Annotated in this window: 20 protein-coding genes; 7 read left to right on the forward strand and 13 right to left on the reverse strand. The window is 40.4% G+C overall.

What is annotated here, in order from left to right:
- Window positions 1–2 precede the first annotated feature (2 nt).
- Both BUB18_RS04610 and BUB18_RS04615 read right to left on the reverse strand, forming a co-directional pair.
- Window positions 3–1,193 (reverse strand): restriction endonuclease subunit S, encoded by a 1,191-nt coding sequence (locus tag BUB18_RS04610; RefSeq protein ID WP_073078600.1) that lies wholly within the window; start codon window positions 1,191–1,193, stop codon window positions 3–5.
- Complete coding sequence (locus BUB18_RS04615; protein ID WP_073078602.1) at window positions 1,186–4,188, reverse strand: type I restriction endonuclease subunit R; 3,003 nt, start codon at window positions 4,186–4,188, stop codon at window positions 1,186–1,188. Before BUB18_RS04615 ends, BUB18_RS04610 begins: the two co-directional genes overlap by 8 nt.
- A 743-nt stretch (window positions 4,189–4,931) precedes the next feature.
- Here BUB18_RS04615 and BUB18_RS29285 point away from each other — a divergent pair.
- From BUB18_RS29285 to BUB18_RS04650, 7 genes are all read left to right on the forward strand, one after another.
- Window positions 4,932–5,390 carry a hypothetical protein gene (locus BUB18_RS29285; protein ID WP_143159831.1) on the forward strand — a complete coding sequence of 153 codons (459 nt, stop codon included), beginning with the start codon at window positions 4,932–4,934 and terminating at the stop codon, window positions 5,388–5,390.
- Between the two features lie 107 nt (window positions 5,391–5,497).
- Complete coding sequence (locus tag BUB18_RS04625; RefSeq protein ID WP_178372086.1) at window positions 5,498–6,001, forward strand: DUF3347 domain-containing protein; 504 nt, start codon at window positions 5,498–5,500, stop codon at window positions 5,999–6,001.
- Window positions 6,002–6,090: 89 nt separating this feature from the next.
- Window positions 6,091–6,666: a DUF3347 domain-containing protein gene (locus BUB18_RS04630; protein ID WP_073078607.1), complete on the forward strand. Its 576-nt coding sequence runs from the start codon at window positions 6,091–6,093 to the stop codon at window positions 6,664–6,666.
- 10 nt (window positions 6,667–6,676) lie between these two features.
- Complete coding sequence (locus tag BUB18_RS04635) at window positions 6,677–7,144, forward strand: heme-binding domain-containing protein (protein ID WP_073078616.1); 468 nt, start codon at window positions 6,677–6,679, stop codon at window positions 7,142–7,144.
- 92 nt (window positions 7,145–7,236) lie between these two features.
- Window positions 7,237–10,017, forward strand: coding sequence for a multicopper oxidase domain-containing protein (locus BUB18_RS04640; RefSeq protein ID WP_143159832.1), 2,781 nt, complete (start codon window positions 7,237–7,239; stop codon window positions 10,015–10,017).
- Window positions 10,018–10,051: 34 nt separating this feature from the next.
- On the forward strand, window positions 10,052–11,131 hold the full coding sequence (locus BUB18_RS04645; protein WP_073078618.1) for a beta-propeller fold lactonase family protein: 1,080 nt from the start codon (window positions 10,052–10,054) through the stop codon (window positions 11,129–11,131).
- 11 nt (window positions 11,132–11,142) lie between these two features.
- On the forward strand, window positions 11,143–13,203 hold the full coding sequence (locus BUB18_RS04650; protein ID WP_083549382.1) for a copper-translocating P-type ATPase: 2,061 nt from the start codon (window positions 11,143–11,145) through the stop codon (window positions 13,201–13,203).
- 363 nt (window positions 13,204–13,566) lie between these two features.
- On the opposite strand, the gene BUB18_RS04660 is transcribed toward BUB18_RS04650, so the two are convergent.
- The 11 genes from BUB18_RS04660 to BUB18_RS04710 form a co-directional block, all read right to left on the reverse strand.
- Complete coding sequence (locus BUB18_RS04660) at window positions 13,567–14,445, reverse strand: hypothetical protein (RefSeq protein ID WP_073078623.1); 879 nt, start codon at window positions 14,443–14,445, stop codon at window positions 13,567–13,569.
- Window positions 14,446–14,498: 53 nt separating this feature from the next.
- Window positions 14,499–15,329: a hypothetical protein gene (locus BUB18_RS04665; protein ID WP_073078625.1), complete on the reverse strand. Its 831-nt coding sequence runs from the start codon at window positions 15,327–15,329 to the stop codon at window positions 14,499–14,501.
- A gap of 52 nt (window positions 15,330–15,381) precedes the next feature.
- A complete protein-coding gene (traN, locus tag BUB18_RS04670) occupies window positions 15,382–16,260 on the reverse strand; it encodes a conjugative transposon protein TraN (RefSeq protein WP_073078627.1) in 879 nt (292 codons plus the stop codon).
- 21 nt (window positions 16,261–16,281) lie between these two features.
- A complete protein-coding gene (gene traM / locus BUB18_RS04675) occupies window positions 16,282–17,589 on the reverse strand; it encodes a conjugative transposon protein TraM (RefSeq protein ID WP_073078629.1) in 1,308 nt (435 codons plus the stop codon).
- A gap of 3 nt (window positions 17,590–17,592) precedes the next feature.
- Complete coding sequence (locus BUB18_RS04680; RefSeq protein ID WP_073078631.1) at window positions 17,593–18,057, reverse strand: hypothetical protein; 465 nt, start codon at window positions 18,055–18,057, stop codon at window positions 17,593–17,595.
- Between the two features lie 11 nt (window positions 18,058–18,068).
- Window positions 18,069–18,674 carry a conjugative transposon protein TraK gene (gene traK, locus BUB18_RS04685; protein WP_245805615.1) on the reverse strand — a complete coding sequence of 202 codons (606 nt, stop codon included), beginning with the start codon at window positions 18,672–18,674 and terminating at the stop codon, window positions 18,069–18,071.
- A gap of 70 nt (window positions 18,675–18,744) precedes the next feature.
- Entirely contained in the window at window positions 18,745–20,034 is a 1,290-nt protein-coding gene (traJ, locus tag BUB18_RS04690; RefSeq protein WP_073078634.1) for a conjugative transposon protein TraJ, read from the reverse strand.
- Window positions 20,035–20,057: 23 nt separating this feature from the next.
- The gene (locus BUB18_RS04695) at window positions 20,058–20,708 is read right to left on the reverse strand and encodes a hypothetical protein (protein WP_073078636.1); all 651 of its coding nucleotides are present in this window, start codon (window positions 20,706–20,708) and stop codon (window positions 20,058–20,060) included.
- An 11-nt stretch (window positions 20,709–20,719) separates the two neighbouring features.
- Complete coding sequence (locus BUB18_RS04700; protein WP_073078637.1) at window positions 20,720–21,328, reverse strand: hypothetical protein; 609 nt, start codon at window positions 21,326–21,328, stop codon at window positions 20,720–20,722.
- A 6-nt stretch (window positions 21,329–21,334) separates the two neighbouring features.
- Window positions 21,335–22,006: a conjugal transfer protein TraI gene (locus tag BUB18_RS04705; protein ID WP_073078639.1), complete on the reverse strand. Its 672-nt coding sequence runs from the start codon at window positions 22,004–22,006 to the stop codon at window positions 21,335–21,337.
- A gap of 11 nt (window positions 22,007–22,017) precedes the next feature.
- Window positions 22,018–24,465: a TraG family conjugative transposon ATPase gene (locus BUB18_RS04710; RefSeq protein WP_073078640.1), complete on the reverse strand. Its 2,448-nt coding sequence runs from the start codon at window positions 24,463–24,465 to the stop codon at window positions 22,018–22,020.
- Between the last annotated feature and the right edge of the window lie 10 nt (window positions 24,466–24,475).

Genomic DNA, 24,475 nt, shown 5'->3' on the forward strand with positions numbered 1-24,475 from the left:
TGCTAGTCATTCATTTTGGGAAACAAGCCTTGCATTAAGCCTTTTTTATGTTGTATCAGTTGTTCTATTTTTTCTGTTTGTGCCGTGATTAATTCGTCCAAAAATAAAAGGCAGGAGGCAATTTTTTCTTGCTCCCCCTTGCCTGGCAAAAAAATCGGCATATCTGTGATCATAGCTCTTCGAACCGAGTCAACAGAATTCTTTGCATTCATCCTCATCACTCTTTCATAGAAATGCTGTGAGAAATACATGAAAACAAATTGACCACATACTTCCTCAGGAAAGTCATAAATGCAATAAACACGCTGATGAAAACCAAACTTACCATTGATATAGTGAAAGTTCTTTCCAACACCTACTCCGTCACCTGTCGTTAATATAGCCTCCCCTTCAAATGAATAAGAATTAATACGTTCAACAGTTTGCGAGCGAACGAAAAATGGATATAATCCATTATCTACTTTGTCTTGTGTATTCTTATTTCCTGTAGTAACTTTTGCTATTTGTTCAATTGTTTTTCTCTGCCACTCCTGGGCCTTAACAAACTCTGGAAACCGATATCTCGGAACCTTCTCCCCCTCTCGCGGAAAAAGATTTTGCATCAGGCTTTTCTTATGCTCTTTCAGTAGGTCGAGTTTTTGGTTGTGGGCAGCAATCACCTCGTCCAAGGAGGAAAGGCAGGAAGCGATTTTTTGTTGCTCTTTCAGTCCTGGAATTGGAACAGGTACTGATTTTACGATCTCACCCGAAAGGTTCCCTTGCCCCCCCTGAATAAATTTAGTAACAATCCATTCCTTCCTGTACGACCATAAATAATGTGTAAACACATTACTATAATCAACCTTTGCTTGTAAACACAAAATTGCTTGGTTTATAGCTCCGTTGATTTTTGAAATTGCTGAGTCACCACTGTTTGCCCCATATAATGCAATTAGTAAGTCTCCTTTATTCACCATTTTAGCTGAAGAAGACACGAGCCCTTTTTCTGTCAAAAACAATTCAGTTTGATCTCTATTTATCTCTGCGGAACGGATAAAAGGTATTAGGCCGCCATAATAATCTTTTTCACTAGTACTTGGAGTACCGCCACTAAACGAAATAAATCCCTCTCCTATGAGTTTAACAATCCACTCTCCATCCCCCTCAAACTCTGGAAATCGCAATTCCGGTATATTTTTTTTATCGTTATTCATATGCTCCTAATCCAGAAATTTCACGCCCTTGGGCTAATTTTTTTAATTGCGGTAATAAATCCTCCATCAAAGCCAGCTCCTTCACTCTACGCTCTCTCCAGCTAAGCTCTAATGGCGCCAACAAATCAGTTAATTTTTCTCCGTCAAAAAACATCCGATGAATAATAGTTTCAACAAATGTCTTTAGCGGTACCATCTCCAAACCATGTTTCTCTGCAATAGCAGCTAACTCTTTGTTGTGTTTATCCTCCTTAAACCTTTCATATCCAGTACGCAAGCTTTCAACACTTTGACCGCCCTCCCAATCCAGGCTTTTGATATACTCAGTCAAATCCTCTTCCTCATCCATTAAGTTGGAATTGGATTTTAACAGGCTGATTATCTGCGCCTTGGTCATCTTTTGCTTGGCCGGTTTCTTTTGTGTATTGGCAGCAATAAGGTTCATGATATAATCATAATCTATCAATGCAGAGGCAAATAAAACAAATTCAAAATCCAGCTGCTGAATTTCCGGAGGTGCATTTTCACCTTCTTTTTGCTGAATATCTCTTAAGCCTTTCGCAGTTTCCAGGTAAGAACGCCTGAAGCTTTGTAGCCTATCAGTCGGTAAGATAGCCTCAATCTTTTCCTTCTGTGCTTCATCCAAATCCGTGTATTGGTCGAGCTGCGTTTTAAGTCGCTGCACTTCCTTAAAGTTTTTCACAAAGGCGAGCCGGGTAGCATCACCTCTAAGGTTGTATACCTCTGAAGCCTCACTTACTAAGCCTTGCTCTTCCATAAATTCACCCAACTTCTCTACCGCCGCTTTGAACTTATCTATCACTACCGGCGCTGGATCTACCAGCCAAATTTCCCGAGCCTTTCCACTGTCCTCACCGGAAAAGAGTGCAATCGCCTGGTTCACCGCATCCTGTTGTGAACGGAAGTCTAAAATATTACCATAAGGCTTAGTGTCGTTTAAAACCCGGTTCGTCCGGGAAAATGCCTGTATCAATCCATGGTACTTCAGATTCTTATCCACATACAAAGTATTCAGGTATTTGGAGTCAAAACCAGTAAGCAGCATATCCACAACAATTGTAATATCAATTTTGTGCTTGTGCGCATAATCTTCGTTACTATACTGTTGGTCTTTAATGCGCCTTTGGACATCCTGATAATACATATCGAATTCGTCAATAGAATGATTAGTTCCGAATTGCTTATTATAGTCGGCAATGATTTCTATCAGTGCTTTTTTCTTTTCCTCCGGATTTTGCTTATTATCTTCCTTCTCCTGAATCAGATCTTCCTGGAGTTGCTTAATGTCGGCCGCATTTTTCTGGCTTTGCTGATCACCATTCTTTGCAATTAGTTGCGCCGGTGGAGAAAAGACACAAGCTATATTTACTGGGGAATAAGTTGAGTCCTCCGCCAGTTTCTTTTTCTGAATTTCTTTAAAGAGTTGGTAGTATTCTATCGCATTATTAATAGATGCTGTTGCCAACAGCGCATTAAAACGTCTTGAATTGGTAGCAGCATCATGCTTATCCAAAATCGCATCTACGACTGCCTGCTGCGCAATAGCTTCTCCTGGCTTTGGTTGCTGAGTACCTTTTCCTTTATAATAATCTATATGAAACCTCAGTACATTCTTATCATCTATCGCGTGAGTGATCGTATAAGCATGTAGTCGCTTCTCAAAAATATCCTGTGTTGTCTTATAAGATGCATATTCCCCCTCCCTTGTGCTGTAGGTAGCATTTTCATCAAAAATAGGGGTACCTGTAAATCCAAATAATTGGGCTTTTGGAAAAAACTCTTTGATCGCCTGATGGTTGTCTCCAAATTGAGAACGATGACACTCATCAAAGATGAATACCATTCGTTTATTGCTCAACGGCTGTAACCTTTCTTTATAATTTTTCTTATTGGTACCGTCAAGCGCCAATCCGAGTTTTTGAATGGTAGTAACAATTACCTTATCTGAATAATCTGTGGAAAGCAATCGCCTGACAAGGGTTTCCGTATTTGTATTCTCCTCCACACTACCTTCCTGAAACTTGTTGAATTCTTCGCGTGTTTGTCGATCAAGGTCTTTCCGATCCACCACAAACAAACATTTCTCAATTGCAGGATTATCTTTTAGCAAAGTAGACGCCTTAAAAGAAGTCAGGGTTTTACCACTTCCTGTAGTATGCCAGATATATCCATTTCCCCTGTTGTCATCTATACATTCAACAAGAGAATTTACCGCATATACTTGATAAGGTCGCATAATGAGCAATTTCTGTTCACTTTCCACAAGGACCATGAATTTGCTGATCATTTCACCCAAAGTACACTTGGAAAGAAGTTTATCGGTGAAATCGTGGAGATAATTTATTTTTTTGTTATTAATGTCTGCCAGCTGATACACTGGTAAAAACTGCTCATCTGCATTAAATGCGAAATGTTCGTTTCTATTATTGGCAAAATACAGCGTGCGATTAACATTACTTACTATAAACAACTGCATAAAACAGAGCAGTGAATTTCCATATCCATTGCCTGGTTCCTGTTTATAATCCACTATCTGCTGCATGGCCTTCCGGTGGGATATATCCCCTTTCTTCAATTCAATTTGAACCACAGGCAAGCCATTTATCAACAAGACAATATCGTATCTCTGATGGCTATTCTCTGTGTTAATCCGCAATTGACTGACAACCTCAAAATCATTCTTACACCAATCTTTATTATTCACCAACGTATAATACAATGGGGTACCATCTTCCCGCTGGAAATATTGTCTCTCCCGTAATAACTTGGAGGCTGCAAAAACATCTGGATTGATAATTTCCTCCCTGAGCCTTAAATACTCATTCTCTGTAAGCCGAACACGATTTAGGGTTTCAAACTTTTGTTTAAAGTTTTGTTCCAGGGTTTTTCTGTCGACAATATCCTGCCGATGAATATATTTAAGCTCGGTAAGCTGCTTAATAAGGTTAAACTCTATAGCGTTTTCTTTTATCATTACAGTTCTTCTTGATACTTTTCGCGATCGTCATTTTGCTTATTTTTCCAAAAGAAACTCACTTCCTCTCACACGATCTAATATAGTAAAAATACACTGATTAACGCTGCAATTTACAGACAACATCTGCATCTTAAGAAAACTATTTTCAACACTATCTGCTCTTAATTATTATTACTTGTAATTAAATGTAATCAATTTGAAGGAGGCAGGTTTTTAGTAACAATGGTCGACTTTTCTTGTCCAGTATGCTGGTGAGTTATCAATTTCTTTCTACGCCAAGACTACAAAATGAAAAGGCTTCAAAACAAAACTGTTCTGAAGCCTTTTCTCTGTGAACCCTATGGTACAAAACTCGAACCTTTTTATGTTTGATCTCCGAAAATTGGCGGAAATAACCTGAATCGAAGTATTTTGTCATAAAAATGTCAAAAATCAATATCATATAACAGCATGAAGATTCAAGGAATCTTCATGCTTCCGATATTAATTATATTTTATATTTAATTTTTATTTTGAATTGAATATTCTCAAAGGCATGAGTACGCCTACTTCTCGCCACAATCTAATGAGCAATTGCTTCCTCAATTAGTTGCCTTTATGTAGTCGTAGCATTTTTAACCCATCTAAATAGGTTTGCTTTGTTAGAATATGCTTAGATCACTCACAAATGAGGTTCTTAAGGTTGGGGGCTTATTTATTTGTTCTTAGCTATATTATCTTTACTTTTGTATTGAGTTACAATGAAAAGAAACAGAACCATACAATTAAAAGCAATCTTTCTGCTGACGGTATTTTCCCTAAATACGCTGCTAGGGTTTGCCTGTGCGGTTGGTTTAAATATGGGGTTTAATGCTAAACATCATCACGAAGAAGGTGTTGTTGCTCCTACAATAATTACACATCATCATGAAGGATTAACACATCACCACCACCACGAAGAAGCAACGAAAGCTAAGAACACAACTGAAGATCGTAATTGCTGTAATAATAGTGTAATCAAATTCTCGCAATTAGAAAAACTACTTGTCCACGCCGTAAACGTAGGTATTGAAATTCCGGTTGTGCTTGTGCATCTTCATTTTATATGCCAGTCTTATTTATCTTCCTTCGTTATAAGTCGTGAGCAAATACAGGTAGTCCGACCATATGTGTTAAGCTCCCGTGGGATACGTGTGTCCATTCAGTCCTTCCAGATTTGATTTTGCTATAAACAGTCAGACTCCCCCTGCTGTTATTATACATGCTATCCTTTTCAGGCATAGTGTTATGTGTTATTTTATTAATGCAAAAATTAAATCTATTTACGATGAAAACGTTCTTTCTTTCAGCAATCTTATTTGCTTCCATTTCAGTTTCTTCAATGGCTAATAGTATTGTGGTTGTTCACGAAACCCCACTTTCTCATTTACTCACATTGTATTACAATATCAAAAATGCTTTAGTAAGTAGCGATGCCAATACTGCGGCAAGTCAGGCCGGTGAATTTGTAAAGGCCATTAAAGGCATAGACATGAAAGCACTTTCAGCAACAGATATGAATGCCTTTATGCCATTACAGGAGAAACTGACCTTTGACGCAAAGCACATTTCAGAAACTAAAGAAATCGGCCATCAAAGAGAGCATTTTCAGTCATTTTCAAATAATTTTTATACGCTGGCCAAAGCCGTAAAGCTGTCTGATAAACCAGTTTACCAGGACTATTGTCCTATGAAAAAGGCTTACTGGTTGAGCAGTGAAGCAGCTATTAAAAACCCTTATTTCGGCAACCAGATGCTTACATGTGGTAAGGTAAGTGATACAATAAAGTAATAGGTGGATAGTAAAGTCAGCAGCTATGCAGATATATCTGTATAGCTGCTATTAATCAATTGATTATCATTAATATTAACATTAAAATAATGAACCATCTTTTTTTAATAATAGCCATTGCCGTCACTATTTTCACAGCCTGCAACAATAGCACTAATCAATCAACAAAAAGGGGCAGTGACAGCACACAAGCCAAACCGGAAGCTCCAGCAGTGGCAGCAACAAAAGCCACAACTCCGGTTAAAGACATTCTCGCCGGTTATTTGCAATTGAAAAATGCACTGGCCAATGATAACGGAAGCGATGCCGCTGCAGCAGGTAATACAATGGTATGGGCTTTTCAGAAATTTGATAAATCAGCATTAACGGCAGCACAAAAGAAGGTCTACGAAGATGTTGAAGATGATGCCAGGGAACATGCAGAGCATATCGGAAAGAATGCTGACAATGTTCCTCATCAAAGGGAACATTTTGATATGTTGAGCAAAGATATGTATGAGCTGGTTAAAACCTTCGGTGGCGGGCAAAACTTATATCAGGACTATTGCCCAATGTTCAATGACGGAAAAGGTGCTACCTGGCTTAGTGAATCAAAAGAAATAAGGAATCCGTATTTAGGAAAGAAAATGCCCACCTGTGGCACAGTAAAAGAAGAGCTTAAATAAACTCAACAATATGAGCCGCATAAAAAAAATGTTGTTGGGATTATTGATAGGATTTATTGCTATACAGTTCATACAACCTGCACGTAATAGTAGCGTGCAGGTCTTACCCACCGATATTTCGAAGCAAAATAGTCTTCCCACAAATGTACAGGCTATTCTAAAAACTGCCTGTTACGATTGTCACAGCAATAATACACAATATCCCTGGTATTCATACATACAGCCGGTTAGATGGATGTTGGATAGGCACATCAGACAAGGAAAGGAAGAACTTAATTTCAGTGATTTTGGTTCTTATACGGCTAGAAGGCAGGGAAGCAAACTAAAATCAATTGAGAACAGTGTTCATGACGGTACCATGCCGTTGTCTTCCTACACTTTGATTCACAAAAATGCAAGGCTGTCGCAAGGGGAAAGGGAGTTGATAATGGATTGGGCGCGAAAAACAAGGGATAGCCTTTCATCGAAAAATGAATAATTATGCTTAACCTAATTGGTAAAGGCATTGTGAAGATCGTGAAAGCTATTTTCATCAGGAAGAAACAATGCTGCCAATAGAAAAAAAATGAAATGAAATATATAATAGTAGTAACACTATTGCTTTTGACTGGATCATTTACATGGGCGCAACAGGAAAAGGGCAGACAGCAGCAGCAATCGATCATATACACCTGCGTCATGCACCCGGAGGTACAAATGAATAAGCCTGGCAACTGCCCAAAATGTGGTATGAAGCTGGTTGTAAAAAACGTAAAAGTACCTGTTTCTCAATCCAGGGAGAAAGCAATGCCAAAAGATACGGTCAAGCCAATGCCCATGAATATGGGTAATAAGAACACCATGCAAATGCCTGCGCAGGGAAATAACAATGCGGCACAGCCTACCACGTACACTTGCGTAATGCATCCCGAAATCCATGCTACCAAACCGGGGAATTGCCCTAAATGCGGTATGAAACTGGTAAAGGAAAAAACAACAAATTCTCTTCCGGTCAATCATCAGCAGGATAATATGCAAATGCCAATGAAAGACAGTGCAGGGAAGATGGGTAACATGGACAGTACAAAAATGAGTGGAATGGAAATGGGAGATAATGGCACACTCATGGAAAATATAAAAACAGCAAAGACTAATTTAGGGCTAATAAAAACCATTGCAGCCACAATGCCACCACGTACTGTCCGATACGATTTATACATTGCCGATACCGTTGTAAATTTTTCAGGTAAATCCAAGCGTGCTATTGCGGTCAACGGCCAGATCCCTATGCCCACGCTTACCTTTACGGAAGGAGATACAGCGGAAATTTATGTTCATAATAATTTGAACGAAGAAACAGCCGTGCACTGGCATGGTTTGTTTTTGCCCAATAGAATGGATGGGGTGCCCAATCTTACCCAGATGCCTATCAAGCCACACACAACGTATTTATATAAATTCCCCATCATTCAACATGGCACCCACTGGTATCATAGTCATTCAGGCTTGCAGGAACAAATAGGAATGTACGGCGCCTTTATTATGAACAAAAGAAAAGAATGGGATATTCCTACGCTCCCCATTGTATTAAGTGACTGGACTGATATGAGGCCGGGTGAAGTGCAACGTAGTCTGCACGCTGCGACCGACTGGTTTGCGATAAAAAAAGGAACCACCCAAAGTTATGTGGAAGCCATACGAACCGGCCACTTTAAAACCAAAGTGACCAACGAATGGAAACGCATGAACGCAATGGATGTAAGTGATGTGTATTATGATAAATTTTTGATAAACGGGAAAAACCAAAATGAACAGCCCCAGTTTAAAGCTGGCGACAAGGTAAGATTACGAATAGCCAATGGCGGTGCTTCTTCCTATTTCTGGCTTAGTTACGCCGGAGGTAAAATAACGGTGGTAGCTAGCGATGGCAACGATGTGGAACCAGTAGAAGTAGACAGGTTAATTATAGCAGTTTCTGAAACTTATGATGTAGTAGTGACCATTCCAGAGAATAAGAGTTATGAGTTTTTGGTAACGCCGGAAGACCGTACTAAATCAGCTTCTTTATGGTTGGGCAGCGGAGAAAAAGTACCTGCAAAAAAACTGCCAAAGCTCAAATATTTTGCCGGTATGAAGATGATGAATGATATGATGGACATGAAAGGTGATTTAATACCGATGGAGGGTATGGAAATGCGTAACCAGATAATGGATATGAATACCGTTATGTATCCTGAAGTAACCGGGGAAGAACAACTCAGGAAAGGAAAGAAAAAGGATACGACCAATAATATGGAGGGAATGAATATGACAGCGGAAACGCCGGATATTGTAACTCTGAATTATGAGATGCTCCGCGACCCCAATAAAACCACTTTACCTCCTGGGCCATTAAGAGAGCTACATTTCACTCTTACCGGGAATATGAATCGCTATGTCTGGAGCCTGGATAATAAAGTGGTTTCGGAAAGTGACAGGATTCTAATTAAAAAGGGAGAAAATGTAAGACTTATCCTATATAATAACAGCATGATGCGGCATCCTATGCATCTGCATGGCCATGATTTCAGAGTGCTGAACGGACAGGGCGATTATGCTCCTATGAAAAATATCATAGATATGATGCCGATGGAAAGAGATACCATAGAATTTGCCGCCAACGAACCGGGAGGCGACTGGTTCTTTCATTGCCATATTCTATACCACATGATGAGTGGCATGGGCCGGGTTTTCAGGTATGACAACAACCTGCCCAATCCTGAAATACCCAATCCTAAACTGGCACAACGGAAGTTGTTTGCTGATGACAGGATGATTCATCCAATGGCAAGGGTTGGTTTGGAAAGCAATGGAAGTGATGGTGAAATCATGTTTGCCAATACAAGGTATCGTTTGCAAACTGAATGGCGGATTGGTTATAACCAGCATCACGGATATGAAAGTGAAAGCCACTTTGGAAGATATTTAGGGAGGATGCAATGGCTATTTCCCTATATTGGTTGGGATTTCCGTAAGCGCACATTAGATGACCCGTTTGAAAAAAACCTGTTCGGACAGTTACTTGCTCCTAAAAAGAATTTATTTGGTCAAACAAATACTAAAAATTTCAGACAAGTAATTCATGCGGGAGTTGAATATACGCTTCCTATGTTAATAGTAGCGGATGCCTCCATTGATAGTGAGGGCAAATTGCGTTTTCAATTGAAAAGGGAAGATATAGGCATAACAAAGCGTTTGCGATTTAATTTTACAGCGAATACTGATAGGGAATATGCGTTTGGTTTCAGGTACATTGTAACTAAATATTTTAACCTTTCCACGCATTTTGACAGTGATATGGGATTGGGAGCAGGAATAACATTCGTCTATTAGATTATAATCAATTGTTACTTAAACCATAACTATTATGAGAACCACTATTTATATGGCTGTAACGGCTGCTATTGGCCTTGGAATAATTACTGCAATGTCCTGCAGCAAGTCAAAAAATGATGACATGAATATGAATGAAAAAAATATTGACTATCCCGCCGCCTATGTGGTGAATGGTCAAAGTAGCAGTATTTCTGTTATTAACCTTACCACCAATACAATTACAGACAGCATTGAGCTAATGGGTAGTGGAAATAATATGGTGATGTGGCCACACCATATATCATTACATAATGCCGGCAATGTACTGCACCTGGCCCTTGGAGTGCCGGGTATGGATTTAAGTAAAGGACATTCTGGTAATATGTCCGGCATGAAAGGTAAGATATTGGTGCTGGATGGCATTAAGGGTATTGTTCAGAAAAATCTGGAAGTACCAGTAGCCAATCATAACGCAGCCTTTTCTCCTGATGGCAAAGAAATATGGACTTCGCAAATGGATATGGATGGAAAGGTATTAGTATATGATGCAGCAACCTATACTTTGAAAAATACCATTGCTGTTGGCATGGAACCGGCAGAGGTTACCTTTTCTGCCGATGGCTCCAAAGCGTATGTAGCCAATGGAGGGGATAATACCGTTTCAGTTATTAACCCTGCTACCAAAGCAGTAATTGCTGCCATTCCTGTTGGGGAAGATCCTGTAGGAGCCTGGGTAGGCTATGATGGGAAAATGTATGTTGACAATGAGAAAGGCAAAAGTATCAGCGTACTTGATGTTGCCACCAATACCATTGTGCAGATTATTCCTTTGGGTTTTATGCCAGGTAGTACATCACATAACGCTGCCGCAAAAGAATTATGGGTTACAGATCCGGATAATGGTAAAGTACATTACTGGTCATGGGACAATAGTGTGAGCCAATGGATGCATGGTGGCGTTTTCAATACTGCCGAAGGCGCTCATGCAGTAGCTTTTACCAAAGACGGCAGCATAGCTTATGTAACTAATCAATTGGCGGCAAGCGTTTCAATTATCAAGGTGTCTGATCATTCCAAAATAAGAGATCTGGTCGTAGGCCAAAAGCCTAACGGCATTGTGATTAAACAATAAAAACAGCATACATGGAAAACCAGCATAACCATCACCAAGGTCACCATGAGCATACTGATCACGATCATGCTGCTATATCAATGCCGGAACATACCCATCACAAGCAACAGGATCAGCATCATGACCATGATGAACATGCCGGACATAATACAGGAGATTTTCTAAAACGTTTCTGGCTGTGCCTGGCGCTTACCATTCCTGTTCTGCTGCTGTCACACATGATACAGCAGTGGATAGGGTTTAAACTATCTTTTGCAGGTGACAAATATGTGCTACTTGTATTTAGCAGTTTCATTTATGGTTATGGTGGCTGGCCCTTCCTAATGGGACTGGTACGGGAACTAAAACACCGAAACCCCGGCATGATGACATTGGTAGCAGTAGCCATTACCACGGCCTATGTGTACAGCGTAGCCATAGTATTCGGATTAAAGGGGATGGACTTCTTTTGGGAGCTGGCCACCCTGATTGATATTATGCTGCTTGGTCACTGGCTGGAAATGAAATCACAGATGGCTGCTTCCCGTGCGCTGGAATCACTGGTGGCATTATTGCCAGCCGTGGTGCATGTGGAGCGAAATGGTGAAACAAAAGACATTTCTTTACAGGAATTAAAGAATAGCAATGTAATTGTTGTAAAACCCGGTGAAAAAGTTCCTGCGGATGGTTTGATACAGGAAGGCAGCTCTTATCTCAATGAAAGTATGCTTACGGGAGAGAGTGTACCGGTAAAGAAAGAGAAGGGGGCTAAAGTAATTGGCGGTTCCATAAATGGTGATGGCGTTTTAAAGATACAGGTTACCGGCGCTGGTAATGACAGCTACCTCAACAAAGTAATTAACATGGTACAGTCAGCCCAGGGCGCTAAATCCAAAACGCAGAACCTGGCTGGCAAGGTAGCCATGTGGTTAACCATAGTATCCATCAGTGTAGGCGTTATTACTTTTATCACATGGTTGGGACGGGGGCGGGAGTTGTCTTTTGCGCTGGAACGGATGGTTACCGTCATGGTCACTTCCTGCCCGCACGCTTTGGGTGTGGCTATTCCGCTGGTAGTGGCTATATCTACCACCTTGTCTGCCATACATGGGCTACTCATTCGTAATCGGACTGCCTTTGAAAATGCGCGAAACCTCACCACCATTATTTTTGACAAAACAGGTACGCTCACCAAAGGCTCTCATGAAGTACAAAAAATCATTCCGTTGGATGGGCAGTTTTCTGCTGATGATATTCTTCAATATGCTGCGGCCATTCAGCAAAATTCAGAACACCATATTGCCCACGGCGTAATGCGTAGGCTGAAAGAAAAGAACCTGGAACTATGGAAATCTACGGATTTCAATTATATGCAGGGCGTAGGTGTTACCGGTATAGTGAATGGGAAAAGTGTTGTTGCGGCAGGGCCCAATTATTTTAAACAGGAAAACAGGGAGATGCCCGCCATACCGGAGGAAGTTGACCAGTCGGTAGATACGGTGAATTTTGTATTGATAGATAAGGAGCCGGTCGGTATTATTACACTGGCAGACAGTATAAGGGAAACCGCTGCGGAAGCAATTGCTGATCTAAAATCGATGAACATTAAATCATTTCTTTTAACCGGTGACAATGAAAAAGTAGCGGCTGCTGTGGCCAAAAAGCTGAACATGGATGGTTATTTAGCCAATGTATTACCCCATGAAAAACAAAGTAAAATAAAAGAGTTCCAGGATAAAGGTGAAATTGTTGCTATGACCGGTGATGGTGTGAATGATGCCCCGGCGTTGGCACAGGCAGATGTAGGCATTGCCATTGGCTCCGGTACAGATGTGGCAGCAGAAACCGCCGATATTATACTGGTGAACAGCGATCCCAAAGATGTGGTGCAAATGATTGCCTTTGGCAAGGCAACTTATCGCAAAATGATTCAGAACTTACTATGGGCGGTGGGTTACAACGTAGTGGCTATCCCACTGGCAGCAGGCGTATTGTATCCAACGTTCCTGTTAAGCCCGGCTATGGGTGCTATCTTAATGAGTGCCAGTACCATCGTAGTAGCCATCAACGCCAAATTATTAAAAGTAAAATAGCTATTAATCACTTAATGTGGGTTTCGTTATAAATGATGGAGCCGGCAAATACCCACTCCATCATTTATTCCCTACTCCCGATCTCCCGCAACGTAATAAGACTTGCCACATCAGGCTTAAAGGAGGGGTTAATCTTTATATACCCCCACTGCTTCAAATCTTTCATACAGTAATAGTAGATTCTTTCAGATCGGATTTTAGCTTGATCCCGTAGTTGTATTGAAAAAACCTGTACCGGATTAATACCACCCTGCTTACGGAAAAAATAAAGAATAGCCAACATCAAACTAATGTGCTTAGGGCTAAATTTCGGATCTTCACCTACTATATCCATAAAATCACCAACATAACTCTCAAAGCAAATCATCCCGTTGTCTGTTTATGCTGCTTTCTTGGGGCCTTTGGCTCACCATCCTTCTGTTTCTGACCTTTCTTTGTAGACTGCTGCTGTTTCTCCTTTTGATCTTTAGTTTGGTTATTCGTTTGCTTATTATCCTGCTGTTCCGTTTTCTGTTCTTTTTGCTGCTGTTCAAGCTGTCGCTGTTTTAACTTTTCACCTAACTCCTGACTGATATACCCTTTCTCAATCTGCTGATCCAAAGGAATCAGCTTTTTATCCAGGTCGTAAAGAATTAAACTACCAGAGCGGATAGCAGGGGTGACATACAATTCCTCCTGCTTCCCTTCTTTATTTAAAAACTTCTCCTTTTGAAAATTGCCACGTTCCAGCGATTCTTTCAATGAAGATTTGTATACAACGGAATATTCGTCAATTACCTTTCCTACATCGTAGCCGTAGGCTTTATCGAATCTTTCCGAATTGAAATTGCCGTTTTGCAATTTCTCCTTTGGCTTTATCCTTTCCCATGAATCACTTTTAGCATGGTGAACAGGTCTACCTTGCAGGAAGTTATATGCCATTTTATAAGTAAAATTATCCTTCACTTTCTGGCCTTCTTCCTCCTTTTTATGATTCAGGTAAAAGGTTTGTGACCGGGTTTCTCCGTTCTCACCTCTCTGAGCAGTCATGTCGAACTTATGAAGAAAATAATCACCAGTTGTAGCTGACTTCCTCAAGTGAAAAACAGTGTCACTATTTCCTTCATCATATTTTTTAGAATACGGATGCTCAATAGAGGGAAGCCCTTCCTGCATTTTCTTTATAAGAGTATCGTTATATGCTTCCTTCATGCCAATGAGCATAAAGTGTTTTTGCGTTATATTAACTTCATTTCCTTCCATAGAATAAACTTTTTACTGGTGACATTCGTAGGCTGAATATTGGCTTACACCTGTTATCTAACCTTTCTAAGTAACTTTTTAATTGGCGCAAACTTCTCAATTATTGTCTGCTTAATAGACTTCCCTTTTCCAATATCAGTGCTTTGTACAACGTTCAATTTTAGATTTGTGGCTTCCTGCCTTTCTAGTTTTTTACCCAGTTTCTTACTAATTAATTCTTGATCAATCTGTTCCTTTATCGGCACCAGTTTTCTATTCTCATCAAATAAATCTAGGCTACCAGATGTAATCGCTGGGGTAATGAAATAATCACGTTGTGTACCATCTCTAGTAATGAATTTTTGCTTTTCCAAATTTCCAGCTTGCAAGGATTCCAGAATGGATAGCTTATCATGAGGATTGAAAAAAGAATACTGGTCAAGCACCTTCCCCAAATCATAACCATAGCTTTGATCGAAAGCCTCGAAAAAGAAACCACGTTTATAGGATGGGCTTGGCACTTCCTGCTCCCAAATTTTATTATTAGGGAAGAATACCGACCTACATTGGAGAAAGTTATATGCTTGTAAAAAGGTGGTATTATCTGGTTGATCACCGCGTTCGTAATTCCGATGATTAAAATAAAATGTATTCCCATGCTTAATGTTTGTCCCTGCTATAATTGTTGACATATCCATCTTGGTTAGGAAGTAATTTTCCGTAGTAGTAGATCTTTTGACATGAAAAACAGCATTGGCGGCTCCATCAGGAAATGCCTTTATGTATTCATGTTTGATTAAAGGCTCATACGCTTTCAATTTTTCAACCAAATCCGCTGTGAATGCCTCCTTTGCCCCAATTTTAATAAACTGATTTTTCACAAATTCCAACTGCCTTTCTTCCATATATTATATTTAACCACTACAGTAATCAGCCACCACCAGGTTTAAAAGTAAATTATTGAATGCCCGTCCCAGAGGTACGTAAAAACGGAACGTCTGATATGAGGCTTCTAGCCCGTAATAAATACCGATGCCTGAGTTTCAGAATAAGGGTTCTACCACCATTCAATTCGCCAACCTGAATAAACAAATTCTGATTACGAGGGATGGTAAATGCCGGGAATACAATAACAACGCTGCCGGAACTATCACCATCTATGGTAGGATGCTTAGTAGAGAATAATGGATTCAACACTTTTTCCTGAATGGCTGTTTTCTTTGCTTTCTTTCTATCCTTAACAATAAACTTTATATAGTCAGGTGTATAACTGATTTGAGAACTGTTCCGAACGGTAAGTTTAAAAAACATAACATTCTCCCGCATGTTTATACTACCTAGTGAGAGGCTTACCTTTTGTTCAGAAGTTCGCTTACGCAAAAAACCTCGATGTTCCATTACCTGTAGGCTCGAATTTTCGTAGAACTCTTTATCATGCTCAAATCCTTTCAGCATTACTCCTTTGCCATCTTCTTCACCTTTATAGAATCGCAAATTCAGCACCGAAGGTTCGTTAGCATACTTTAGCAGGAAAGAATACAAACGCCCATCTGCTGTAATTACCGACAGGTTTGTTTCAGGAAAATCTACTGCCGCAGCTTTCACCTGCAATACATTTTCGGCACCCTTTGCTTTCTGAGCGAGGATTGAACTACTGCCACGGTCAACACTTTTAATTTCGTATGGAAAAATGAGATTGCTGGTCTGATTAAGGCTCACCCATAAAAAATAAGGATCAATTTTCTTTGCCCTCATTTCAGGATAGTCTGTTACTTGCCCGATAGCAGTAACGAAAAAAATACAACTCACAATCCATGTAGCACAAAACCTTTTCATATTCTCGTTTTTAATTGATTATTACCGATTTTTCACGTTGTTATCCACAAGAAGCACATCGTAACCACTGCGGATATTTACCTTTACCACTTTCAATTTTCTGCCAACTAAAGACTTTGCGGCCTGAATACCTGCACTGGCGGCCTGCGCACCAATACTAGGATCAAGACTGGCGATACTTAAACTTTGTATTGCCTGATCTGTAGTCTGCTTCGTAACTTCCGTTGCCATGTTTGCATTTACATCAACGCCCAGGATTCCATCCATGTCAAATACACTTAAATCAACAGGGAGAATATTGTTACCATATTGTATTGATGTTATGTTTATTACAAATCTGCCATCAGTCAACTTACCTTTACCCCAAACAAAGGCGTTTCGAGGTACAAGCACACCAGCAACATAAATATCCTCCAACAACCGCAGCTGAACTTTTGAACCATCCATTACCTCTTTGGATTCCGCGATTACCGCCCGGACAGTATTCTGTTTCACATCACCGGCTTCATCGTCCAACGAATAGAACTTATTAGAAGTTCCCAATCGCGCCGCCCTTAATGAATCCAAAAAGGTGTTTCTCCTTCCGGTATCTGCTTCCAAAAGGGACACCACATCATTTCCGCGTAAAGGTTTGACGCTAAAAACCTGACTTCGATTGGATTCTGACATTTCCTGTAAACGATCTTTAACACGTCCGGGATGTTGTATATCTAATATTTTTTCAAGCACACCAGAAATCTGTTCCATTTGTTTATCCGGTTTATCTTCACTCATTTCCTTCATCATAGCTTCCAATCTATCTACACCTTGCAAATCCACATTTCCCCGCGGAATTTCCGCGGTTGGCATAGGTGCTGGTTCTTTAGTCGCACTCCTTTCAAGTTCGCTGTTGATTGCGGCGATCTTCCGGTACACTTTTTCCTCGTTCTCATCTTTACCTGAAATTCCATAAAGGCTTTTCTTCTGCTGATCACCTCCCACATATCCGATTCCTGATGTGTCACCACTAAAAATATTCTCATATACTGATGGAGTGGCGTAATAGGGGTCTTTCTCCTTCAACGTGCGCAACTTCGCTGAATCTTTATCCGCCATCTCGTAGTACATCAATTTATTCCAGCTACTATCACCGGATGCCTTAGCCCCCGGCAAGTCCGTATTGATGCCATCCTTTTTGACAACTGTAACGATGCCCTTGCCTTTACCTCCAATCACACCGAAAGATGATAATAGGATAGTCAAAAATGGAATCACCAAAACGGGCATTACCATCAAAAACTGCCGTTGTTTTCGCAGCTTTTCATTAACTGCACTTTCATCATTTTTCATAAACTATTTTTTATTGTTATCTAATTCTTCCATTTGATAAAGGCTGTCTATAAGACCGGGCCTAGCAACCAGCAGACTATCATAAACTCCCATTCCGATTTTATCGCTTTTCAAACTATCTAGGTATCTCCGAAATTGCTTCATTCTTTCAGTCACATATAGCGATGCTGGCGTGTTACTGTGATTGTCTGATGGCAAAACATTCTTGGGTATCAATATTGGCCGGATGCGAACATGGCTATCTGCGGATTTACCTGCGTTTATCAGCACCAAAGCGGTAACAGTTACATAGCTGAAAATAAATACCACCAATATCACCTTTACCTTAAATGATGACCAGTTAGCCGCCTTCGCATTCAGCCAATCAGCCCATCTTCTTTGCAGATGTTCCGCCTTCCCGGAGAAACGTTGTGAAAGAGCCTCTACAACAGTAATACGATTTGACTTCCGTCTAAATAATTTCCACATAAGAAAACAGTTTAACGTTCCGTAGTATTTATATCCCGATTTTCCAACGTAGACCATCTTTCTATTAAAAATCCATGTGAATTATTGTCACTACGACTGATATTTCGTATATACCCTTCGGTAGTAAGGCTTCTTATCACTATACTTGTTGCTCTTATGATTCGCTGGTGGGCATAGCACCTGAAATAATATGGGTACTGATCCACATTCACAGAAACACTATCTACTTCGATTTTCTGTGAAATATTTCCTGAGATCACATTGTTATAGTATCCGCTTTCCTTTAGATTTTCATACTGCCTTTTCGCAGAAGCATCAGCCATATATAAGGCACGGACGATATTGTTCTTAATGACAGTTTCATCGGGATCTAGTGTGAAGAAATAGTAGTGAAACATTTTGACATGATCCCGCGCTTCTACAGGGATATTGTCTTTCTTTTCACTGGCAAATGCTTCCAGTACTTTACCATTAGCCAGGACATAAATTCTATCCTGTGTTTTTGATGCCAGCAACATAGATTTATAAATGGTAAACGCTGACAAAGAAAAAGACAACAGCACTATAACAAGGGTGAAAATCCGCACATGCGCAAAGGCACCCTGAATACTTTTCATTTTTTGAAACATACACTTTCACTTTTCATTCAACACATTGTTTCATCAATCACCCGCCACGCCTATTTACTCACGAGGTATCACCTCCTTTCAACTTGTTAGCCATATGCCCGTAGGCACGACCTGCATCAGCAGCCAATCCTTTACCAGTACTGCCAGAATTATATCCATCTTTGATATTATCCGGCGCATTATAAAGGTTCCTCAAACCTGCTTCCACAGAATTATTATCGGCAAACATCAGATCGCCAAACCCATCAGCGGCGGCCCCGGCAGCTTTTCCCGCCATTCCAGCAGCTCCCATTGCAGCGCCACCAGCAGCACCGGCAACACCTCCAATTGCAGCAGTCATTTTGCCCGTCAGCGCATCCCCACCAACAAACATGATATGATTGGCGATATTAGGAATAGTGGTATATCCGTAAATTCCTATTATCAAAAAAACCATATAGCCCAAATCTGTTCTGCTAAAAAAGGTGTCCCCGGTTTGACCAATTTGCGTAAGGTCAATCTTCAACATCTCAGCCTGAATAGTCGCTATCACGGCTCCAAAAATCTGCGCAATCGGCAACCAGAGAAATACGTTTATATACCTTGCCAACCAATGTTTAAGCGTATGCTGAAATCCATCGAAAACCGACAATCCAAAAACCAATGGCCCCAATATTGCCAAAATGATTAAATTGAACGTGCGCATGGTATTAATACACAATGAAACAGCTGCAAACAAAAGCTGTAAAACTTCCGCAATAACTTCCTTTATCGCATTTCTAAAATTGTATGACGCCTTTGCAAAAGCGAATCGTATATCGTTGCCCACACTAGCAAAGAAACCTTCATCTGTACTGGGCTTTCCATCATGCGTGTATTTATACCACTGTTCCCGGTCACCTTCACCAGTTGGGCCAACATACATCTGCCATACATCTGTTTTCTTGATCGCTTCTTCTTTTTGTTTTAACAGTGCAGCCACAGATTCATCAGCCTTATCAACCATCTTTGCCGTTCCTGTAACAGTGGGTTGCATAACCCCATTGATCATTGTAATAACAGACGGAAATATGAGAATAGCAAAGCCAATAATGAATGGCCTAAACAGCGGATAAAAATCAATAGGTTCCGCCCGTGATAAATGCCCCCATACTCGTGCGGCTATATACCATAGAGCAGCAAACCCAGCGATCCCGCGTCCAACACCTATTAGTTCAGCACACAGTGGCATCAACTTGTTATACAGTTCAGCCAACACTACATGCAGACTTTTTATATCATCCGCTGCGCCTCCCGATTGTGCAAAGAGAAAACAAGGGAAAAAGAGAAATAGAAAACCAGCCAACACAGCTTTCAACCGCACATTCATATCCCACGATTTTAAAATGATAGTTATTTCAACCCCTCCATACTTCTCATGCGCTCCACTTCCTTCAGTTCTTTCATACGCTGAATAGCCATAACAGTATTGGAAGAATTGAAGTGCCTTAAAAATGTCAACTTATCCAACACCTCAGCGTGTATCTTATCAATTGCATTCAACCGTTCCTCATCTGACATTCTAAGATTACTTGCTGTGATAACAGTTACCAAGTCATCCAGATTTTGAAGTGAAGCATCGAACAGCCGCCCATACACTCTCCCCATATACTCAATTTCCTCTATCGTAAAACTGCCTGATTCTTTTGCATACTGGAATGCCCTCTTATACTCCTTCACCAGCAAAACCTGATTATTAACTATATCGGCGACGCGGCTATATTTCTTAATTGCCGGGTTTACTTCCATTAATCCATCCAAAAAAACTTTGTGTAATTGAAAATTTCCCTGACTGATATTTTTGATTGTATTATAGCCGCCCGATAAAATTTCATAACCCTTTTTGAGATCAGAAAGAATTTGTTTGAATTGCGCCAATTTTTCGATATTGAGAGCGAGTTGCGCCAGTTCTTTTGCCTGCGCATTGCTTTGACCAGGTGCGGCCAAGAACAAAAAAAATAAACTACATAAATAAAAACAGAACCACTTCCTGCACTTTTTCATAGACACCAATTTTATTCTGTTACTTTTCGCATTGTCTTTACATCTCGCATTTCCTGCTGTCGCTGTAGCACCTGCACTTTTGTAGAGGAACAAAAGGACTTTGTGAACAGATAACAATCTTGCATATCAGCATAGATGGTATCTATTCGTTTGATACGCTCATCGTCGCTCAGTTCCATCTTCCCGGAAGTAATCAACGGCACGAGGTCAGATAACATATTCTCGCAGCTTGTGAGCATTCTGATTCTAATGTCCCCTACGTAAGAAACCTCAGATCCAGCGAATAGATTACTCTCTCGCATGTGTTTTAATACTGCGGTAAAGTCCCTTGATATTTCAAGACTACTGCTGATAATCTCAGCGATGCGCGTATAATTGCGGATTTTCGGGTTTATAGTTTCTAGCGAAAGAAAAAAGTTTTTGTCAAGGCTAAAGTGACCGTCCTTTACATTACCGATAAACGTTAAACCTTGACGGGCGATCTTATAACCTTTCTGTAGGTATTCTAAATAAACCTTGTTAGCTGCTATCTGCTGGATGTAAACCTTGATCTGGTTGCCCTGAGAAAAAACAGGCAGGTGCAGAAACAGAACCGAGCAAAAAATTATCAGAAGTTTCATAACACACTATTTTAATCCGTACATCATTTTTATCTGCTCAACGTCCTTTTGATCCCTCGCTCGTTGCAATACCAACTTCTTATTTTCATTATTGAACGAGCGCAAGTCGTTTAGGTTTAGATCAATACGTTTTGCAACACCATTGAGGATTTCGATTCTTTTACCATCGGTCATTTTGGTACTGAAAGAATTAATGACAAGGAATAGATTATCGACATTCTTCAAACTTTCGTCAATAATGCCGGTATAAACTTTCGTCATGTAATCAATCTCCTGAGCGTTGAAATGTTTGTCCTTTTTGAAAAGTTTGAAAGCAGCATTATACTCGTCCACGATAGCCACTTGTTTGTTGATAATCTCTTTTACTCGTTTATATCCGCTGATAGCCTGCTTTACTTTATTGAGTTCATCAAAATATTGCTGGTATTGCTCTTTGTGCTTTTTAGTCCAGTCCGAAATTTCATCGAGTTTCAATTTTGTTAGAATATTCTCTACCTCCTTTTGAGCATTTTGCAACCATATGGTTTTATTTTGCAAACGTTGTACAGCAAGATCGGCGGCTTTAATTGCAGCAATGAGCGCCTGCCTTGCAACTTCCCAGATAATCGCGTGGCTTTTCTTTGTCGGTGCAAGCACCAGGCAAAAACAAAGCATCACCGTCACAAAAACCTTGTTCATACACTTTGAGATTATGGGTTACATAATTTTTTTCTATCTGCCACCATTTGCTCAATCGCTTTTTCCATGCTACCCAAACTTTCCGCGTACTCCAATACCTTTACCCTTTCCTTCCCCTCCGTAGTAAAAGCGTAGTACTCATGTGGGCATAAGTCATTTTTATAAACCTTAGCAACCTGACCGCCTATCTCCATGAATATTTCCCGGTTGTCTTTATTCACACTGAGAAGGATGGATTTAGCTTTTTCTGATAAGCCCAGTGCAGCTTGCAGATGATCAAACTTGTTCATGAACTTTCGCATATCCATGAGAATCTTTACATCTGCGTTGGCTATTATTGCGTCCTTGATGATGGGGGAAGAAATCAGATCGTCTAATTCTTGCGTGATGACAATGGGAACGCCATTGAACTTTCTGAATGTTTTAAATCCGTACTTAGTAAACTCCGCCATAGATGGCTTTGCGATGGCTTTCCACGCTTCATCGATTACAAAAACTTTTCTTATTCCTGCCAGCTTACGCACCTTAGAGATAAAAAGTTCCATACAAATCAGGGTCACAACGCTAAAAAGTACGGGGTGCTCCTTAATATTGTCCATTTCTATGACCGTGAATCGCTGATTTAACAAGTCCTGCTTACCTTCTGCATTCAACAGGTAATCAAACTCGCCTCCACGATAAAATGGCCGTAGTACATACAGGAAATTGTCAATATCGAAGTCACGATCTTTGAGCCGATGTAGTTTCAATTCATCAATGAAAAAGTTCTGTAGGTATTCGTAGAAAGTATTGAAGCAGGGGAAGGCTGTAGGATTTTCAGAGAGATATTTATAATACCCTGTCAGTGCATTGGAGAGGGCCACATATTCAGAGCGGTTAAAGGATTCACTTTCCTGCTTCCACAGCGCAACGAGCAAAGATTTCAGGCTTTCCTTCTTTTCGGTATCAAGTACCTGGCCCTCCGGGATATAAAAGGGATTAAAACGGATAGGGTTCTGTTCCGTATAGGTAAAATAATAACCGCCAACAAGATCACAAAGCCCACGATAACTACCACCAATGTCGAGGATCACACAATGCGCACCCTGTTCGTACATGGAATTTAGCATGTGATTTACGGTCATGCTTTTACCTCCGCCCGATGTACCGCAAACCAGCGTACCCATATTCGAGCTAATCCCCTTCATACGCGGCGCTGTGTACGGATCTACGAATACAGGTTTACCGGTCAATCGGTCACAGAAGCGTATACTTTCCTGTGGGTTATCCGAACGATAATTACTTTCAAGGTTCAGAAAACAACATGCCTGTTCAGCAAACGTATCAAAGGTGTCATTTGCTGGGAAATCAGCAGAGTTACCGGGAATACCACTCCAAAATATTTGGGCTGCACCTATTGTTTCTTGTTTTGCAATGGCGTCCATCTGCGCTAACGCAGACGTAACCAAATTGCGAATATCCTTTGCTTCTTCCGCCGATTCCGACCATGCCAAAACATTGAAGTGGGCCTTGACGGGAAGGCGCTGCTGGCTGATACTTTCATTCAGAAATTCATTGACAGCATCGCGGCTGATCGCGTTCTCTCTGCTATATGCAGCCAGTGATTGCAAGCGCAATCTCTTACTCTCAAATTTCTTTAGCGTCTGTTGAGCATCATCGATGATGATGTACTGATTGTAAATATGATTGCAAGGCAACAATAAGCCCAGGTGCGAAGCAAATCCAATGGAAAACTTTGTCCGGTCGGTACTATACTTGTCATAGTTGATTCGTGAACCGCAAACACTCGGTAAACTATCATTGCCTGATAATGTAAATAACTGGCAATCTTTATTACCAACTCTCAACTGATCTCGTAACTCAATATCCTGTACTAATAACTCATCTTCCTTATCCAGCAGGTAAAGGTATTTTTCAACCAGTCCGGCGCGTCTATCATGACTTAGTAATTCATCATTACCCATTCGATGCAGGATGATGCCAACATCTGACAAAACTTTTTGAAACTGACCTGCTACATCTTCAAATTCCTGTAATGCTACTGCGCTTAATGTTTGCTCAGGTACAATATTGGGTCTGATAAGGTTTGACATTAAGGACGTAGATCCTTTGCGGGCCAACGACCTTTTTGTTAGCATGATGTAACACTGATGGTCAAGAAACGGCCTGTTATTAAAGTACTCCTGACTACGTTTTTTCAGAAAGCTATCTGCATCTGAAAACTCGCCTTTATAGCGGTTTTTCACAAACCAATCTTGTTTATGAAACACGGTATTTTTGGGCAACAGTTTAATAGCTTTTATAAGCCCCTGATGCCATCCCTCAAAATCCTCTGCATGTCCGGTGAAAATCTCCGGCAAATCAACCCGGTAGGCGATTGTTATATCACCTTGTTTACTTAATATGCAGTTATGCTCTATATCTGCAATCGGGAAAATATTCTTTAGCCACTTTTCCATCTTCACAAAT

Source organism: Chitinophaga jiangningensis (assembly GCF_900142605.1).
Lineage (GTDB): Bacteria > Bacteroidota > Bacteroidia > Chitinophagales > Chitinophagaceae > Chitinophaga > Chitinophaga jiangningensis.

Coding starts and splice junctions, on each gene's coding strand:
- BUB18_RS04610 (WP_073078600.1), bottom strand. CDS start 1,193: ATGAATAACGATAAAAAAAATATACCGGAATTGCGATTTCCAGAGTTT.
- BUB18_RS04615 (WP_073078602.1), bottom strand. CDS start 4,188: ATGATAAAAGAAAACGCTATAGAGTTTAACCTTATTAAGCAGCTTACC.
- BUB18_RS29285 (WP_143159831.1), top strand. CDS start 4,932: ATGAAAAGAAACAGAACCATACAATTAAAAGCAATCTTTCTGCTGACG.
- BUB18_RS04625 (WP_178372086.1), top strand. CDS start 5,498: ATGAAAACGTTCTTTCTTTCAGCAATCTTATTTGCTTCCATTTCAGTT.
- BUB18_RS04630 (WP_073078607.1), top strand. CDS start 6,091: ATGAACCATCTTTTTTTAATAATAGCCATTGCCGTCACTATTTTCACA.
- BUB18_RS04635 (WP_073078616.1), top strand. CDS start 6,677: ATGAGCCGCATAAAAAAAATGTTGTTGGGATTATTGATAGGATTTATT.
- BUB18_RS04640 (WP_143159832.1), top strand. CDS start 7,237: ATGAAATATATAATAGTAGTAACACTATTGCTTTTGACTGGATCATTT.
- BUB18_RS04645 (WP_073078618.1), top strand. CDS start 10,052: ATGAGAACCACTATTTATATGGCTGTAACGGCTGCTATTGGCCTTGGA.
- BUB18_RS04650 (WP_083549382.1), top strand. CDS start 11,143: ATGGAAAACCAGCATAACCATCACCAAGGTCACCATGAGCATACTGAT.
- BUB18_RS04660 (WP_073078623.1), bottom strand. CDS start 14,445: ATGGAAGGAAATGAAGTTAATATAACGCAAAAACACTTTATGCTCATT.
- BUB18_RS04665 (WP_073078625.1), bottom strand. CDS start 15,329: ATGGAAGAAAGGCAGTTGGAATTTGTGAAAAATCAGTTTATTAAAATT.
- traN (WP_073078627.1), bottom strand. CDS start 16,260: ATGAAAAGGTTTTGTGCTACATGGATTGTGAGTTGTATTTTTTTCGTT.
- traM (WP_073078629.1), bottom strand. CDS start 17,589: ATGAAAAATGATGAAAGTGCAGTTAATGAAAAGCTGCGAAAACAACGG.
- BUB18_RS04680 (WP_073078631.1), bottom strand. CDS start 18,057: ATGTGGAAATTATTTAGACGGAAGTCAAATCGTATTACTGTTGTAGAG.
- traK (WP_245805615.1), bottom strand. CDS start 18,674: ATGAAAAGTATTCAGGGTGCCTTTGCGCATGTGCGGATTTTCACCCTT.
- traJ (WP_073078634.1), bottom strand. CDS start 20,034: ATGAATGTGCGGTTGAAAGCTGTGTTGGCTGGTTTTCTATTTCTCTTT.
- BUB18_RS04695 (WP_073078636.1), bottom strand. CDS start 20,708: ATGAAAAAGTGCAGGAAGTGGTTCTGTTTTTATTTATGTAGTTTATTT.
- BUB18_RS04700 (WP_073078637.1), bottom strand. CDS start 21,328: ATGAAACTTCTGATAATTTTTTGCTCGGTTCTGTTTCTGCACCTGCCT.
- BUB18_RS04705 (WP_073078639.1), bottom strand. CDS start 22,006: ATGAACAAGGTTTTTGTGACGGTGATGCTTTGTTTTTGCCTGGTGCTT.
- BUB18_RS04710 (WP_073078640.1), bottom strand. CDS start 24,465: ATGGAAAAGTGGCTAAAGAATATTTTCCCGATTGCAGATATAGAGCAT.